13 protein-coding genes and 1 other annotated feature are annotated in these 17,077 nt (G+C 41.7%); all 13 genes read right to left on the reverse strand.

Annotation, left to right across the window (positions count from 1 at the left end):
- Nucleotides 1-203 precede the first annotated feature (203 nt).
- The gene (locus tag AC4ME5_RS02010; RefSeq protein WP_000125419.1) at nt 204-962 is read right to left on the reverse strand and encodes an ABC transporter ATP-binding protein; all 759 of its coding nucleotides are present in this window, start codon (nt 960-962) and stop codon (nt 204-206) included.
- A complete protein-coding gene (locus AC4ME5_RS02015) occupies nt 959-1,825 on the reverse strand; it encodes an ABC transporter permease (protein WP_057489028.1) in 867 nt (288 codons plus the stop codon). Before AC4ME5_RS02015 ends, AC4ME5_RS02010 begins: the two co-directional genes overlap by 4 nt.
- 65 nt (nt 1,826-1,890) lie before the next feature.
- Nucleotides 1,891-2,886, reverse strand: coding sequence for a tryptophan ABC transporter substrate-binding protein (gene trpX, locus AC4ME5_RS02020; protein WP_491799608.1), 996 nt, complete (start codon nt 2,884-2,886; stop codon nt 1,891-1,893).
- A 117-nt stretch (nt 2,887-3,003) separates the two neighbouring features.
- Nucleotides 3,004-3,219: a binding site (T-box leader), on the reverse strand.
- A gap of 96 nt (nt 3,220-3,315) precedes the next feature.
- Complete coding sequence (gene ppc / locus AC4ME5_RS02025) at nt 3,316-6,012, reverse strand: phosphoenolpyruvate carboxylase (RefSeq protein WP_084940211.1); 2,697 nt, start codon at nt 6,010-6,012, stop codon at nt 3,316-3,318.
- A 24-nt stretch (nt 6,013-6,036) separates the two neighbouring features.
- A complete protein-coding gene (gene ftsW / locus AC4ME5_RS02030; protein WP_491799610.1) occupies nt 6,037-7,260 on the reverse strand; it encodes a cell division peptidoglycan polymerase FtsW in 1,224 nt (407 codons plus the stop codon).
- 188 nt (nt 7,261-7,448) lie between these two features.
- Nucleotides 7,449-8,396 carry a peptidylprolyl isomerase PrsA gene (gene prsA / locus AC4ME5_RS02035; protein WP_045616983.1) on the reverse strand — a complete coding sequence of 316 codons (948 nt, stop codon included), beginning with the start codon at nt 8,394-8,396 and terminating at the stop codon, nt 7,449-7,451.
- A gap of 67 nt (nt 8,397-8,463) precedes the next feature.
- Nucleotides 8,464-9,177, reverse strand: coding sequence for an O-methyltransferase (locus AC4ME5_RS02040; RefSeq protein ID WP_491799613.1), 714 nt, complete (start codon nt 9,175-9,177; stop codon nt 8,464-8,466).
- Between the two features lies 1 nt (nt 9,178).
- Nucleotides 9,179-10,981, reverse strand: coding sequence for an oligoendopeptidase F (gene pepF / locus AC4ME5_RS02045; RefSeq protein WP_491799615.1), 1,803 nt, complete (start codon nt 10,979-10,981; stop codon nt 9,179-9,181).
- Nucleotides 10,982-10,999: 18 nt separating this feature from the next.
- On the reverse strand, nt 11,000-11,956 hold the full coding sequence (locus AC4ME5_RS02050) for a competence protein CoiA (RefSeq protein ID WP_491799617.1): 957 nt from the start codon (nt 11,954-11,956) through the stop codon (nt 11,000-11,002).
- Between the two features lie 76 nt (nt 11,957-12,032).
- Nucleotides 12,033-13,181 carry a PDDEXK family nuclease gene (locus tag AC4ME5_RS02055; RefSeq protein WP_491799619.1) on the reverse strand — a complete coding sequence of 383 codons (1,149 nt, stop codon included), beginning with the start codon at nt 13,179-13,181 and terminating at the stop codon, nt 12,033-12,035.
- A 177-nt stretch (nt 13,182-13,358) separates the two neighbouring features.
- Nucleotides 13,359-14,219, reverse strand: coding sequence for an SAM-dependent methyltransferase TehB (gene tehB, locus AC4ME5_RS02060; RefSeq protein ID WP_491799620.1), 861 nt, complete (start codon nt 14,217-14,219; stop codon nt 13,359-13,361).
- Between the two features lie 13 nt (nt 14,220-14,232).
- Nucleotides 14,233-14,700, reverse strand: a complete 468-nt coding sequence (gene smpB / locus AC4ME5_RS02065) for an SsrA-binding protein SmpB (RefSeq protein ID WP_491799622.1) — start codon at nt 14,698-14,700, stop codon at nt 14,233-14,235.
- On the reverse strand, nt 14,663-17,017 hold the full coding sequence (gene rnr / locus AC4ME5_RS02070; RefSeq protein ID WP_491799624.1) for a ribonuclease R: 2,355 nt from the start codon (nt 17,015-17,017) through the stop codon (nt 14,663-14,665). Before rnr ends, smpB begins: the two co-directional genes overlap by 38 nt.
- Between the last annotated feature and the right edge of the window lie 60 nt (nt 17,018-17,077).

Consider the following 17,077-nt stretch of genomic DNA (forward strand, 5'->3'; position numbering starts at 1 on the left):
GTTCGAAAAAGTCAAAACTAGCATGCATCCTTTATTTTAATTTCAACTCATAAGACATTTTGCCTATACTCATTATACTATAAATTCTTTGACGTCCGTATTTTACTAATCATATCTGTCAAGATTGTCAGCAAAAAAACTTAGAAACAGTAAACTGGTTTCTAAGTTTTTCTTCTCTATTTTTTGACGAACAATTTTCTACTTTACTCAAATAATTGATAGTAGTCTGAAATCTTCATTTTTGCTTTTTCTTCTTTGTTCAAATCTTGAATGATTCGACCTTCTTTCATGACTATCAGACGATTTCCATACTTCAGTGCATCTTCCATATGGTGAGTAATCATCAAAGCTGTCAGATGATCCTTGCTGACAAAGTCATCTGTTAATTCCATCAAGGCCACACTTGTTTTTGGGTCAAGAGCTGCTGTGTGTTCATCCAACAAGAGCAACTCTGGTCGCTTCAAGGTTGCCATCAAGAGACTCAAGGCCTGACGTTGTCCACCTGATAGAAACTCAATCGGAGTATCTAGATGCTTTTCAAGACCATTTCCCACTTTTTCAATGGTAGCCTGAAACTCTTCCCTATGGCTTGAAAGCCTTCTAGGCAGGAGTCCTCTCTTTTCACCACGAAACTTGGCAATTAAGAGATTTTCCGCCACTGTCATACGGGGAGCCGTACCCATCTTAGGATCCTGAAAGACACGAGACAAATACTTAGCCCGCTTTTCAGGTGAAAAATGCGTCACGTCCTCACCCATGATACGAATACTTCCACTTGTTAAAGGTAAGGTACCTGCAATAGTGTTAAAAAGCGTTGACTTCCCTGCTCCATTTCCACCTAGAATAGTAATGAAATCATGTTCGAAAATTTCAAGAGAAACATCATTCAGAATGATTTTTTCCTCATCAAAGCCATTCGTGATGACTTTGGTAGCATTTTTTAATTCTACAATTGCTGTCATTTGCTAAACTTGACTCCTTTCAGGTATTTGCTTTTGAAGGTTGGAATCATAAGGCAAACTGCCAAAATCAAGGCGCTGTACAAACGAAGATAACTTGTATTAAACCCAAGAGCAATCACTCCCCAAACGAGGAACTGATAAGCGATAGAGCCTACGACAATGGTCATGAGACGCTCTGCCAAGGTCAAACTCTTGAACAATACCTCACCAATAATCAAGCTGGCAAGCCCTACGACAATCACACCGATTCCTCGAGAAACATCTGCATATCCTTCTTGTTGAGCAATTAAGGCTCCTGCAAGCGCGATAATCCCATTTGAGAGAACCAAGCCCATGAGTTCCATACGTCCCGTATTGATACCAAAGCTACGAGCCATATCAGGATTGTCACCTGTAGCGATGTAGGCTTGGCCTAGTTTGGTATCAAGGAAAAAGAGCATGAGGCCAATAACAAGAGCTACAAAGATTAATCCAGTCAGGAGTTGGTTAAGGTCTGAATCAAAAGGCAAGACATCCTGAATTTGCTTGGTTCCAAGAAGCCCCAGATTGGCACGTCCCATAATCATGAGCATGATGGAATGGCAAGAAGTCATGACCAAAATTCCTGATAAGAGGGTTGGAATGTTTCCTTTAGTATATAAGAGTCCCGTCGCCATTCCAGCTAGACAGCCCGCCCCTACTGCAGCTAGGGTTGCTAAAAATGGGTTGGCTCCCTGCGTTATCAAGGTTACAGCTACTGCTCCCCCTAGAGGAAAAGAGCCCTCAGTAGTCATATCTGGAAAATTCAAAATTCGGAAAGTCATAAAGATTCCCAAACCTAGAATCGCCCAGACCATCCCCTGAGAAATAATGGATACTATCATAATCTTTCACTCATTTCTTTCTTTAGTAAAAATGGGAGGAGATGTGTCCAGCTCCTCCTTTATCTTTATTCTATCACTTGTCCTGCTTCTTTTAGAACAGACTCAGGAATGGTGATACCAAGTTCCTGCGCTAGTTTTTTGTTAATCACTGACTTACCAGTTGAAAAGACATTGACTGGCGTATCAGCTGGTTTTTCACCTTTCAAAACTTTGGCAATCATTTTACCAGTAGCCACTCCAAGATCGTGTTGGTCAACTACTACAGATGCTAATCCACCTGCTTCTACCATGGCAGTGGCACTTGGGTAGATTGGCTTTTTAACTGTTTGGTTGCTTGAAACAACTGTTGAGAATGCTGATGCGATGGTGTTGTCAATTGGAACCCAAATCGCATCGACCTTGCTTGTCATGACATTAACTGTTGAAGCAATTTCGTTGGTTGATGGAACGGCAAAGGTTTCGACTGTCAAACCTGCTTTTTCAGCATAAGCCTTGAATTCTTCTACCTGTGTTTTTGAGTTATCTTCGCTACTTGAGTAAAGAGCTCCGATTGTTTTGACATTTGGTGTCAAAGTTTTAATCAATTCCACTTGCTGTTCAGCTGGGTTATGATCTGACACCCCTGTGATGTTGCCACCTGGTTTTTTCAAATCTTTGACCAAGTTAGCACCGATTGGGTCTGTAATAGCCGCCATGATAACAGGTAGATCTTTTGTAGCACTAGCTAAACCTTGAGCAGCTGGTGTCGCAATCCCAACAACAACGTCGTTTCCATTTGCTACCAATTGTTTACTCATGGTTGCAACCTTGCTCTGATCACCTTCAGAGTTCATAAAGTCGATTTTTACTTGATCGTCCTTATATCCTTCTTCAGCAAGTCCATCTTGAATCCCTTGGTAAATCAAGTCCAAGGATGGGTGACTAACAAACTGAAGAACACCAACCTTAGCGACCTTTTGCTCTTCCTTAGTTGCTGGCTTGTTCATTGATGAATAAATCAAGCTAGCCACCACCAATATAGCTAATCCAGCGATAATTCCAATCAAACGTTTATTTTTCATATTCTTTCTCCTTTTAAATCACTTGTATAATACTCTTTTCACTCAAAACAAGCGACGCCATCGTTTAAATTTCATAATCTTTCCTCCCATAGAAAAAATCCTCACACAAAAAACTTGTGTGAGGACGTCGATGCGCGGTACCACCTCAATTATAGGGAGTATCCCTATCGCTCTTTCTCGCAATAACGAGTTGCACTGTAAGGTGTGCTCACCGAATTTTTATGATTTCAAATTCTTAATAACATTCAGCCCAATTTCATCACTTTCATCTATCTGTTTTCACCAACCACAGACTCTCTAAAAAATGAGCATGATTACTTTCTGAATGTTTAAATTATATCATTTTTCAACTACTTGTCAAGGCTATTTTTAGAATTTTTTAAACAATTCAAAAACTTCCCCTTGAAAAAAGAGGAAGTTTGTAGAATATCAGCCTGAATTACGCAAACCGGTCGCAATTCCGTTGATAGTTGTATGGATTAGTTTTTCTTCGTCTACCGACAATTCACCACGACGTTGACGTTTGATCAACTCCAACTGGATATAGTTAAGGATATTAAAGTAAGGCATACGATAGTTTAGACTGTCTTTTAGGTAGGAATTTTCTGCCAAGAGTTCGTCATAACCTTCGATAGCTAGAATGACGTTCTTGGTCAATTGCCATTCATCTAAAATAGTGTAGTAGATAGCTTGCACTTCTTCATCTTCACAGAGCTTAGCATATTCAAAAGCAATGTTCATGTTAGACTTAGATAAGACCATGTCTACATTGGAAAGCAAAGATTGGAAGAAAGGCCAGTTTTGGTACATGTCACGAAGAAACTCGATATTCTTCGGATCTTGATCAATAAACTCTTTAAAGCTGGATCCTACTCCATACCATCCAGGGAACATGACACGACTTTGTGACCATGAGAAGACCCAAGGTATGGCACGCAAACCACCGATTTCAGTGATAGTCTTACGAGCTGCAGGACGTGAACCAATGTTGAAGCTTGATATAGCCTTGATTGGGCTTGACTCGAAGAAATAATCATAGAAATGTTCGTTTCCAAAGACCAAATCACGGTAGATATCGTAGCTACGGTCCACTACTTGATCCATAACAGCTTCATAACGATTTGACGTGTTGGTATCGCTCTTCTTCTTGGTAATCATACGGTTAATGGCTGCAGAAACCAACATTTCAAGGTTATAATAGGCAGCGTCTTTGTTTCCGTATTTGTTTCCAATGACTTCTCCTTGCTCAGTCAGACGGATACGGTCCTTGATAGACTTGAGCGGTTGAGATGTGATAGCTTCATAAGTTGGACCACCACCTCGACCAACAGTACCACCACGTCCATGGAAGAAGGTGACCTTAACGCCAAATTCATCCCCGATAGCAGTCAGTTGTTGTTGAGCTTTGTAGAGTGTCCAACACGATGATAGATAACCACCATCCTTGTTACTATCAGAGTAACCAAGCATGATTTCTTGGTAGTTGTCTTTTGAAGCAATCCATTTTTTAGCCAATGGAAGAGAGAAATATCTTCTCATGGTTTCTTCCGAGTGATCCAAGTCTTCAATCGTTTCAAAGAGGGGAACAATCTGAACGCGCGCTTTTTGAGCATCAACCAAGCCGACTTCCTTGAGCATGATGGCTAATTCTAGCATATCAGATACACTTGTCGCATGAGAGATGATGGTTTGGCGAATGACATTTTCCCCCAGTTTATCCTTCAACTTGCGAGCAGTTTTGAAGATAGACAATTCTTTCTCAAGCAGTTCTGACTTTTCAGCATGAGTAGCTGAGAGGATACGAGGATCTTCTTCCAACTCTTTTAAGAGGAGGGCGCATTTTTCATCTTCAGAGAGATCGCTATAATGGTCGTTGATGCCAGCAGATGCTAACAATTCAGCCACACAGGCTTCATGAACACTAGAGTCTTGACGCATGTCAATAGAAGCAAGGTAGAAGCCAAAGATTTCAACGGCTTGCATCAGTTCAACAAATTCTCCTGAAATCAGGTATTCTCCCTTGTTCTCAAGGAGAGAATCTCGAATGGCCAACAAGTCTTGATAAAATTCATCTGCAGTAGCATATCTAGGCTGAAGATCCTTATCTTCAATGAGATAAGCCTTAGTTGCCTGCATCTTAGCTTGGATATCAAAAAGAGCACGACGATAGAGTTCTTTTTCGCGATAAATGGAGTTATCTTGTGACTTCAGCGCCATCTCACGAACTTTATCACTGACATTCACGATACTGGTTGACAGTGAAAATTCACGATAAAGATTATAAATCTTTTCATCGTAGTAGTTCATGATGACTTCGCACTGAGTCAAAGCTGATTTATTGAGGGTTTCCGCTGTTACGAAAGGATTTCCATCACGGTCTCCTCCAATCCACATCCCCATAGTAATTGGTTTTGGATGTTGGAGCTCAATTCCTTGTTCTTTAGCTAGTTTCTTATATTCAGCCGTCAAACGCGGAACAGCATTCAGGAAGGAACTTTGATAGTACTCCATCACGTTGGTGATTTCGTTAGTTACTTTCAACTTCTTCTCACGAATCATGTCTGTTTGCATGATAATTTCAATGTAACGACGGAGATCCATGTTCCATTTTTCTTTATTAATCAAGCCTAGTTTGACATCACGGTACTTACGCAAGAGCGTATGGATATGGTTGGTCAAGTCCAGCATACTCTTGCGTTGTACTTGCGTTGGATGGGCGGTCAAGACAGGAACGACATTTAACTTTTCTAAAATTTCAGCTGCATTTTCTTTTTCAGCTACCATCTTTATGGTTGTAGACAATTTCCCTAGATAGTCTTGGTCCACATTGTTCTGGTGGTTAATTTTATAGGCTAAGTCCACATCCTCAGATATATTAATCAAGAGTGGAAGGATAGAGAAATAACGAGAAATGTAAATCATTTCTTCATTGGAAAGGCTAGTCACCAGTTCATTGAGCCCTTGATAGTTTTCATTTGTTGATAATTCCTTCAACTGCATGATTTTCTCAAAGGTCTCTGGCGCTAGCATATTTTTTGTGATATCTTCTAGCAGCTCAGTCAAAATCAAGACTTCTTCTTGGATGACGGCTTTATTACTATAGTTTTCTAATTTCTGAAGAGACATATATTTTTCCTTTCCATACAATCCTTACAGACCTTCAACAGTTTGAGATTCGTATTCTCTAATGAGTTTAGCACGTTTCTCGCTGGCATCGATATTTAATACGAGGGCAATGGCTACGGATAATACCAGGAGACTGTTCCCACCTTGTGAAAGGAAGGGGAAGGTCACCCCTGTAGAAGGAATCAAACCAGAAATCCCACCGATATTGACAAAGACCTGGACAAGAATCATCCCTCCAACACCGATAGCAACCATGGAGTTAAAGGGATCCTTAGCTCGAATACCAACCAAGATGATTCGTAAAATTAAGAAGAAGAGTAAAGCCAAAATCATACTCGCTCCTACGAATCCAAACTCTTCGATGACAATCGAAAAGACGAAATCCGTATGGGCTTCTGGCAGATAGCCACGCTTCTCGATAGAATTTCCCAATCCTAGTCCGAACCAGCCTCCATTAACCATGGCATAGTAGGAATTTGCAAGCTGGTGTCCTGCACCCGCCAAGTCATTAAAGGGATTAAAGAAGGCACTAAAACGTTTAGCAACATAACCAAATACCGGTATCTGAGAAAATTTTTCAACCCCAACGAGACGAATGACAGATAAGAATAAAATTGAACTTCCTGCTAAGAGAGCCAGTATAGTCGAGAACCAACGATAAGCAATTCCACTAACCGTATACATGATAAGCGCCACTAAAACCAAGATGGTTGCATTCCCCAAGTCTGGGAAAATTCCCAAGCTACCAATCAGAACTAGCAGAACAAAGCGCCAGTCATTAAAAGCACGAGGCAACCACTGGTTTTGGGTCAAAACCTGGAAGTCATAAACCGCAATCTCATCTTGCTGTTTTGAAAAACGATGCGCCAAGTACCAGATGATGATAATCTTAAGGTATTCAGCCGGCTGAATCGTTACGGGTCCTACAGAAATCCATCCGTAAGCTCCATTGACAGGGGTACCAATCAAACGCGCCAGAGCTAAGAGAACCATCTCAACCCCCATAACAATGAAGATCAGACGTCCATTTCTCAGGAAACCTAATTTTAATTTGTAGATTAAGGCAATCAGAATCAAACTAGCTATCCAAAAGATCCCCTGGTTACGTACCAATTGAAATGCACTTTTCCCTTCTTCAATCAGGGTTGCACTCGTTGTCGAATATACCACAATCAGCCCCAAAATCGACAAAAGGAAGTAAGGAATCAAAATGGAATAGTTTAGTAGGTGCCTTTTACTAATTTTCATATTTCACCACTCTAATAGGAACAGAGGCAGTTGTCCCTAATTCCGTTTTATTTTCTAGTTTTGATTGTTATTATACCACTTTTTCAGAAAGAAAAAAACTATTATCCTTTAATCCTTCGAATTTTACTTATTTTTTGTCTTCAAGCATAAAAAATACAAACCTCAAATGAGATTTGTATTTTCATTGCTTAGTTAGATGAAGAGCTACTGCTTGAACTTGAGCTTGAGTCACCACCACCGATGTATTGGGTGAAGATGTTTTGGAAGGCTTGATCTTTGACTTTGATATTAGCAGCTTGTAATTCTTTACCAATTACTCCTTGAACAAAGGCAGAATCATTTTGTTTTTGAGTCAAAATGATGGTCTTCAATTTTTCTTTGTAATCCTCTAAGTTAGAAGATTTTTCTGTCTTCTTCGTTACTTTAACGATGTAGAATTGATTGCTGTAGGCTTGTGTTCCAGTAGCCGTAATCACATCAGAAACACCGTTCACATCCAAGGCAAAGGCTGCTTTTTTGACTTGTTCTGGAAGTTCTGTTGAAGCAGAGTCAAAAGTGATTTCTCCACCATTTTCTTTTGTTTTGTCGTCGTTAGAGTTGTCTTTCGCCAACTGAGCAAAATCTGCACCTTCTGCTTTGGCTTTCTCAAGCACTTCTTTTGCCTTGTCTTCATTATCCATACGGATGATTTGAGCTGTCACATCTGGTGTATAAGACTCAAAAGCCTTTTGGTAAGCCTCATCTGTCAATTCACTCTCGGCAGCTTTCTTAACTGCCAATTCAACCAATTTGTTGGTACGGATTTGAGCTTTACGAGCTTCAGGAGTCATACCTGCACGTTGAAGGACGCTGTTATAGCTATCACCGTATTTCTTTTGTTCTTCCGCAACAGCATCATCCACTTCTTGTTCAGTCACTTCAGAACCATATTGTTTTTCAAAGACTTTTTGGATGGTCATGTTTAGCAAGACTTGTTGCGCAGTTGGATTGTTCTTTACTTCTTCAAAGAATTGATTTTCTGTAATCACATCACCTTTCATGCTGATCAAATCTTTTCCTTCAGAACTGTTTGAACAAGCTGCAAGTGTTGCCACTGATAAAAGTGTGATGGCTCCTGCCATTAGTTTTTTCTTCATGTTTACTCCTTTTACGGTAAGTGTTACCTTATCTATTTTACTATAATTTCTTAAATTTTTCTGAAAATCATTCACTCTCAGGAAGTTGCACATCTGCTACATTCTTACGTAGCATGAGAATGCCATCCCCAAGCGGAACTAGAGTTGCCGTTAAATCTGGATTGTCCAAAGTTGCTTCAAAAAGTCTTTGCAAACCACGGTAAATAGTTCTTTGACCACGGCGGACTTCCATGATGTCCTTGGCAACATCTCCTCCTTGAAAAATATCATCCAAGACAACCACTCCACCAACTTCAAGTCGTTTGAGGATTTCAGGTAGAAAGACGATGTACTTGGACTTAGCCGAATCCATAAAGACAAAGTCATAAGTTTCTGTCAGGCTAGACAAAACATCTACGGCATCTCCCTCTAAGAGGGTGATTTGCTTACGACTGTCAAACTGAGCAAAGTTTTCCTTGGCAAAGCCTATCATCTCAGGATTACGGTCAATGGTTGTAATCTTAGCATCTGGCGCATGCTCCGCCATCAAAAGAGCTGAAAAACCGATAGCTGTCCCAATTTCCAAAATATTCTTAGGCTGCAGACTTTCCATGAGAAATCGAAAGTAAGCAACTGTTTCATGAGGAATGATTGGGATATTTTCCTTGCGAGCGAAGGTTTCCAATTCTTTCAAAGAACCTGTCACCTGCTTTTGACGCTGGCGCATGAGTTCAACGATTTCTTCCTTGACGACGGGACGACGCATATTGTGATTGGCATTTTTACTATAAGACTCTACCATCTTAAGCTAGTCCCAATTTTTCAACAAGAGCTTCAAACTCGTTCAAGCGACGTTCAAAGACTGCAAAGGCATCGTTAAGATAGTCTTCTTTTTCCATATCAACACCCGCTTTTCTCATAACATTGAGCGGATAGTCAGATTTACCTGCTTTGAGGTAGTCGATATAGCGGTCACGATCTTCTTGACTTCCATGGACAATCTTTTCAGCCAAGGCTGAAGCAGCTGCAAAACCTGTTGAATACTGATAAACATAGTAGTTATAGTAGAAGTGTGGGATTCGTGCCCACTCGTATTGGATTTGAGGATTATCTTCCTTGCTGAGTCCATAGTACTCTTGGTTCAAGTCAGCGTAGAGTTTATTCAGAAAATCACTTGTCAAGACTTCTCCATTTTGGTCTGCTTGGTGAATGGCATGTTCGAACTCAGCGAATTGAGTTTGGCGGAAGACCGTTCCACGGAAACCGTCCAAGAAGTTATTGAGGATAGCAAAGCGCGTTGCATCGTCTTCTACTTCTTCCAGTAATTTCTCCGTCAAGATATTTTCATTGGTCGTTGAGGCAATCTCAGCCAAGAAAATTGAGTAATCTCCGTAAACATAAGGTTGGGTTTCACGAGTATAACTGGAGTGCATACTGTGACCTGTCTCATGGACAAGGGTAAAGAGATTATCTAAGTTATCCTGCCAGTTGAGAAGCATGAAGGCATTAGTATCATAAGAACCACCAGAATAAGCACCAGAACGCTTGCCTTGGTTTTCATAAACATCAATCCAACGCTCGCTAAAGGCACGTTTGACACGGCTCAAGTAGTCGTCACCCAAGACTGCCAAGGCTTCTTCTGCCTTTTTCAAGGCTTCTTCGTAGGTAAAGCTGTATTCTACTGAAGATAGTGGTGTGTAAACATCATACATCTTGAGATCTGAAATCCCCAAGATTTTAGAACGAAGTTCAAGGTAACGATGCAAGAGAGGCAAATGCTTGCGAACTGCTGCTACTAGATTGTCATAGACACTCTCTGGGACAAAGTTTGCTGCGAGGGCTGCATGGCGAGCACTCTTATAGTTGCGAACTTTTGCTCGGTAGTTTTGCACCTTAACATTTGTCTGCAAAGTCTTAGCGTAAGTATGTTGGAATTGCTCATATGTCGCATAGAGAGCTTCATAGGCACCACGGCGCACTTCACGGTTTTTAGACTCCATCAAACGGATGTAAGTACCATGTGAGAGTTGCACTTCCTTGCCTTCGTCATCAAGGACATATGGGAAGGTGATATCCGCATTGTCCAAAATAGCAAAGGTTTCACTAGCAGCGCCAAAGATTTCTCCTGCTCCCGCAAGCAATTCTTCCTCACGTTGCGAAAGAACATGGTCTTTCTTTTGCAAGAGTTTGTCAAAAAAGTGCTTGTAAACTTGGAGTTTTGGTTGAGCTTCTAGGAAGGCCGCATACTGCTCTTCGCCAATCTCCATAAACTCAGGTTCATAGAATGAAAAGGCTTGTTCTAACTGACTGTATAGGGTCATTGCCTTAGCATAGTACTCTTGATACTTGGCCTCACGCGTGTCCTGGTCATTTTTCATATGTGCATAGACATAAAGCTTTTCAACTTGGCGTTCCAAGTCAAGTGAGAATTCTGTGATCTCAAGCAAACTGTCTGCGCTATCCAAGAGATGCCCCTCATACTGGGACGCTGTTTGTACTTTTTCAGTTAAATCTTTCAAGGCTTCTTCCCAAGCCTGGTCTGTTGGGTAGATTGTCGAAAGATCCCATGTATCTTTTTCATTTATTTCATGTCGTTGTAATACCATAAGATTCCTCCATCCTTTCTATTTTACCACATTTTTTGAGAAATATAAGCGATAAAAGGCTGGCGGATAGAGCTTTTGGCGATTATTTTTCGGATTTTTTTGATAGTAAGCCTGAAAATTTCTATAATAGCTAGTCAAATCCGTTTCAATCTGCAAAAAATCACCTGATTCTATCGGCTTGACTTGAGGATACCAGTCGTCTAGTTGATGGTTTAATAGATTGTCTCCTTGATAATAAGCTTCCTCCTGCTTCTTCATCCAGTAGGGCGTTTGATAGTACAACTGCTGGCGAATGTAGTGACAGATAGTGGAATCTTGCACAACTGCAAAACGAGGCAGTTTTTGTTTTTGATAAGGAAATCGTAGAATTTCCAAGAGATTTCCTTGGCCATAGGGAAATTCCTTGACCTGAAAATGAAGCTTGCCACGTAGATCCTGATGCAAAAGATATTTGAGTCTCAAAACTTGCTTTTTGAGATCCAGTTCCCAAACATAGAAACCCATATTTTGACTAATATAGAGGAATCCTCTTTGCAGTTGTGTTAACCGCTCTTTTAACCAGAGTTTTTCTCCCAGTAGCCAGATAACCTGATAGCCCTGGCTGTGGTATCCTTGACTTCTATCGCCTAAAAGCTTTTGAGACAAGGGACTGCACTGAACCTCCAGAGCTAGTTTCCCATTGACGAGAACATCCGCAACCTGCTGAATCTCGGGTAAACTATATTCTAAGGCGACCTGACTGTCTTTCTTGGCCCAGTGATAAAGGACCTCTTTATTTCCCAAATGTTCTGGACTTTCATTTTCAAAAAATGCCATACAATCTCTTAAAGATTCATGGGCAAAATGCGTTCGAATGCTCTGTCCTTGGCGTAATCGTAGTCCGCCTCCACAGGCTGGACAAGTATAAGCTTGCTTGGGAACGTCTTTTTCGAGGGCATTCACCAATTTTCCCTTGGCATCTCTGGCTACAAACATGGTCTACCTCCTTTTCTCATTTATTCGAAAAAGAACTAAAAAAGACTGGAATTCCAGCCTTTCATGATATTATTTCTTATCTTTTTTGTCTCTTAGAATATTTTTTTAGCATGGGAATGAGATTGGGAATCTGCTCACTTCTAATGACCAGCACCCCGTATTCCTGACAACGATTGGCATAAACGGGATTGATTTTCCCCGTACAGACAATTAACTTGAGGCAACTCTCCCCAGCAAAATGATTGGCGTAGACTTCTAGTTCATTGATGGCTTCGACTGATAAATCTGTCATCTTGCAAGAGATAAAGGTAATCGAGCGTCCCTTTCTCAGAATGACATCAATCTCATTTTGAACATTGTCCGCCTCTGGAAAGATGCCATTCCAATCAATCTCACCACCTATCATGCACTCATCAAACAGCTGAGATTCAAGCGCCAAGAGATAGAGATATACCTCTAAAATATGTCCCTTGTTGCGGCAAAAGACTTGAGCTTCTTGACTTGGAAAGCTGTAGGCTACTCGTTTCTTGTCTTCGCTTTCAATACAAAGCATCCCTGCTTCCACAAGTAAAGGAATAAGGGATTTTGGATAGTGATAATACCTGCCATTGTTTTCCAGTATCTTTTCGGTCTCAGCATGCAGGTCATTGGTCTTAGCTAGAGAGAAAAATTGGGTCACTTGATACCAGTGGGCAGGATTGGCAATGGCAGATCTGGCTAGTTTTTTGATGGCTGCAATTTGCTGAACTGAGTGGATAGGGCGTTTTGATTTGAGCATTTTTCCACCACGCAAGGCTATCAGCTGCTGGATGCTTAGGGCGGGAATGTCCAAGTCTTCTTTTTCTAACTGACCGGCTACCCACTTGTATTGTTTTCCTCGCTCGACATCCATGGCAACGATGGGGAGGTCCCGATCCAAGCCATATTGATAGAGGGATAAGGCTAGTAGCGAATCTCCACCAAAAACATCAAGAAGAACCTGGTCATACTCGGCCAAGCAATAATCTAACTGGTTTGCTAGTTGTTCTAAGGATAACTGACGAAAGGTCACTCGTTGGATATGAGGAACCTCTTCCATGATGAACTGACGGAGAGAGAGTTTCTCTTCATTGCTTATTTTCGTCAAAGATAAAAAAAGAATCTCGTCACAATCACTGATAAAGGCTTGGTAGACATTCTTTTCCAATACATGCCGATCATACAATTCCACCAAAAGACTCGTCATTCGACCACCTCCACCATAAAGACTTTCTTTCGCTGAGAGTGTCAGCAATATAATTCTACTGCTCTGATTTCCTACTTCTAGTATAGCATAAAATCCTGCTCACCCCAATCAACCAACGCAAACAAAAACGAATAGAAACCTTGCAAATCGGTTACTATTCGCTTGTAGATGTTTAATTTACTTGATTTTTTTGGCTAACATAGTCGCAAAGCGTAGTTGAATGCGATTACCATTTTCATCACGACGGTGCAGATGTCCTGGGTTTTCATTATACTTGACCAATCCCCAATCCTTGTAGTAGTCCGCCAACTCCCCTTCTTTAAAAGTGAATGGGAAGTTTACTGAGCAAGGATAATCCTCCGTATCCATGGCACAGACGATAAGGTTATAGCCACCGATCGTGGTGTGCTCCTGCATATTTTGGATAATAGCTGGAATACGGTCTGCTTGTAGGAACATCAGAACAACTGTTGAAACGATAAAATCATAGACTTGCCCAATGCTAGCTGAATTGATATCATATAGACCTACAGGCATGTCTAGATCCTCTTGCTCCACGATGCTTTGCAAGATTTCAAGGGACAATTCATTTTGATCAACAGCTGTCACATCAAAACCATTCTGTGCAAGAAAGAGAGAGTTACGACCCTGACCACAACCCAAATCTAAGGCTCTTCCTGGTTTCACCGTTTGCATGGCTTCTAGGACCTCTGAATGGACTGGATTGGTCTGGTATTTCTTAGGGAAATAATCCTCAGGTTTACAATAAAATTCCAAGTACCATTCTACATCGTCTGTTGCGGCCTCTACTCGGTGCCAGGCTTGTGGTTGCGCCATGGGGTTGTCTGCTCCTGCCTCAAAGAGGTGCTCAGCTAGAACCTCACCATCTTCAGTCAACTCAATAAACTTGAGTGTCCCCTTCAAGACCGTGATTTTTCCCCAAGTCCCGACCTTGGTATTGTGTTTCTGCTGGACAGCTTCTGGCATGGTCTGTTTATTCCATAAGGGCATCCGTTTATAGGCAATTAATTTTTCCATTTTACTTCCTCTTTTATCGCTGGTTGACAGCTTTCATGACACGCGCGATGTCGCGGTTTTGTTCACGACGCTTGATGGATTCGCGTTTGTCATAGTCATGTTTCCCTTTAGCAAGTCCTAAAAGAAGCTTGGCATAGCCATCTTTAATATAGACTTTGAGGGGAACAAGGGTCATTCCTGTCCCTTTGGTTTCCTGTTCCAGTTTTTGAATTTGCTTCTTATGGAGCAGGAGTTTGCGGCGGCGTTCCGGTTCCTGGTTCCAGATATTCCCCTCTTCGTAAGGGGCGATATGAACATTGCTCAGCCAGACTTCCCCATTTTTTACTTGGGCAAAGCCGTCCTTGAGATTGATACGTGCAGCACGTACACTCTTGATTTCCGTTCCTGTCAGCACTATTCCTGCCTCTAGCGTATCTACGATTGTATAGTCGTGGTGCGCTTTTTTATTTTGTGCGATGACCTTTCCCTCGCCCTTTGCCATGCTTGGCTCCTTTCTTAGCTACTTCTTTGTAAAATGGTTTCTTACCCTTTTTCTTTTTATCTTTTTGTGAATGCTTGTGCTTATCATTCGAGCGCCCTGATTTTCTCTTGTCTTCCTTCTTGTCTGAACGACGACTTGAACTACGACCTCTGTCTTTGCGTCCAGCTTGTTTCAAGCCTTTTTCGATGACATCAAACTCACTTGGGATATAAGAGAAGTCAATCTCACCTGTCATCTTATCCGCTCTTTCTACGCGAATACGAATCTGCTGTCCCACGCGGAAAGTTATTCCTGATTTCTCTCCACGAAGAGTCAAATCACGCTCGTTGAAATGATAAAATTCAGGTAGATTGGTGATGTGAATCAAGCCTTCAACTGTGTTCGGCAATTCGACAAAGAGACCGAATTTAACGATGCTAGACACAACCGCATCGTACTCTTCACCCACGTATTCTTCCATGTACTCAGCCTTTTTCATGGCTTCGACTTCACGCTCCGCCTCGATGGCACGACGTTCACGGTTGGAAGACTGGGTTGCAATCTCTGGAATCACTTGTTCAAAATGCTCTGCTACTTCCTTAGAACGCCCATAGTCCCGAATCATTCGATGGACTAGAAGGTCAGGATAACGGCGAATGGGACTGGTAAAATGAGTGTAATAGTCGGCAGCAAGTCCATAGTGACCGTGATTGTGCTCTGAATAACGAGCCTGCTGCATAGAACGGAGAAGCATCATGGATAATACATCCGCATAAGGCTCTCCCTCAACCGCACGCATGATGTCTTGGAGGGCCTCCTGGCTCATCTCACTTGCAGTTCCATAAATCCGCAATCCAAAGCTCGAAGCATAATCAATAAACTTCTGAACTTTTTCAGCCTTGGGCTCCTCGTGAATCCGATAAATGAAAGGTAGGTCCATTTTACTAAAGTGTTCGGCCACCGTTTCATTAGCAATCAACATGAAGGACTCGATCATCCGCTCTGCAATTCCACGTTGGCGAAGAACGATATCCACAGGCTTACCTTTTTTATCCACCAAGATCTTAGCTTCGCTGGTATCAAAGTTAAGGGCACCACGCTTCTCACGCATGCTTTCTAGCCTTTCATGAAGCTTGGCCATGAGCTCGATACTTGGAACAATTTTCTTAAACTCTCGTCTCTTTTCCTCATCGCCAGCTAGGATATCATTGACATCACTATAGGTCATACGGAAACTAGTCTTGATAATTGTTTGGGTAATGGTGTAATTAACCACACGACCGTGTTTATCAATTTCCATAATAGCAGACTGGGTCAAGCGATCTACTTGAGGATTGAGCGAGCAGATGCCATTTGACAGTCGTTCTGGAAGCATTGGTACCACACGGTCTGTCACGTAGACAGAAGTCGCGCGGTTAAGAGCTTCCTTATCAAGGGCAGAACCCTCGGTCACATAGTAGGAAACATCTGCGATGTGAACTCCAAGCTCGATATTGCCATTTTTCAAAGCCTTGATGTGTACTGCGTCGTCCAAGTCCTTGGCATCCGCACCGTCAATGGTAAAGGCGATTTCATCTCTCAGGTCCAGACGACCTTCCATATCCTTTTGAGACGGAGCTTCTGGCACACTTTCTGCTTCCTTGAGAACAGCTTCTGGAAATTCTGAAACAATATCCATGGATTCCAAGACTTCAAGAACGTCAATCCCAGCATCAGTCGAGTGCCCCACCACGTCTAGCACACTAGCGACAAAGAAATCATGTTTCTTACTTGGGTATTTGTCAATAAAGACCTTGAGAACTTCAGTACCTTCCAACTTGATAGCCGGTTTCTTCACATAAATCGGTTGGCTGATTTTCTGATTCTTTGAACGAATGTAGCCCGCATACTTGGGCTTTTCCTGATCCAGAACGATTTGCCCGACAACGGTTGTCAGGCTGTGTTCTAAGATATCAATAATTTTGGCTTCTGCAGCAGTTCCCTTGTTGCGGTCAGCGACTTTCTTGATGACCACCTCTACGGTATCACCATCAATGGCATAGTTGACATCGTTTTTTCCTACAAAAAGGTCGTCCTCTTCGCCTTCTATACTGACAAAGCCAAAGCCGTTTTTATGGGCATGAAAAATCCCTTTGAGGGTGATTTCATGTTTCTTCTTTTGGTCCAGACATAAACTGCCATCATCTTCAAAGCGAATCTGGTGCTTTCTTTCCATCAGAGACAGGGTTTTAATCAACTCACGGAAATCCTTGGATCTATCCTTTCCGAGAGCCTGAGCTAGGTCATTTACCGTCACTCGCCCCTTCTCTTGCAAATAATCTTTAATTTTATCTTTCATGTTTTCTTTCTAGATTTTTATAATTTCTTTTTGAGTGATAACTTTCTAAGTGTCATTCAA

Source organism: Streptococcus sp. A69, from assembly GCF_058556195.1.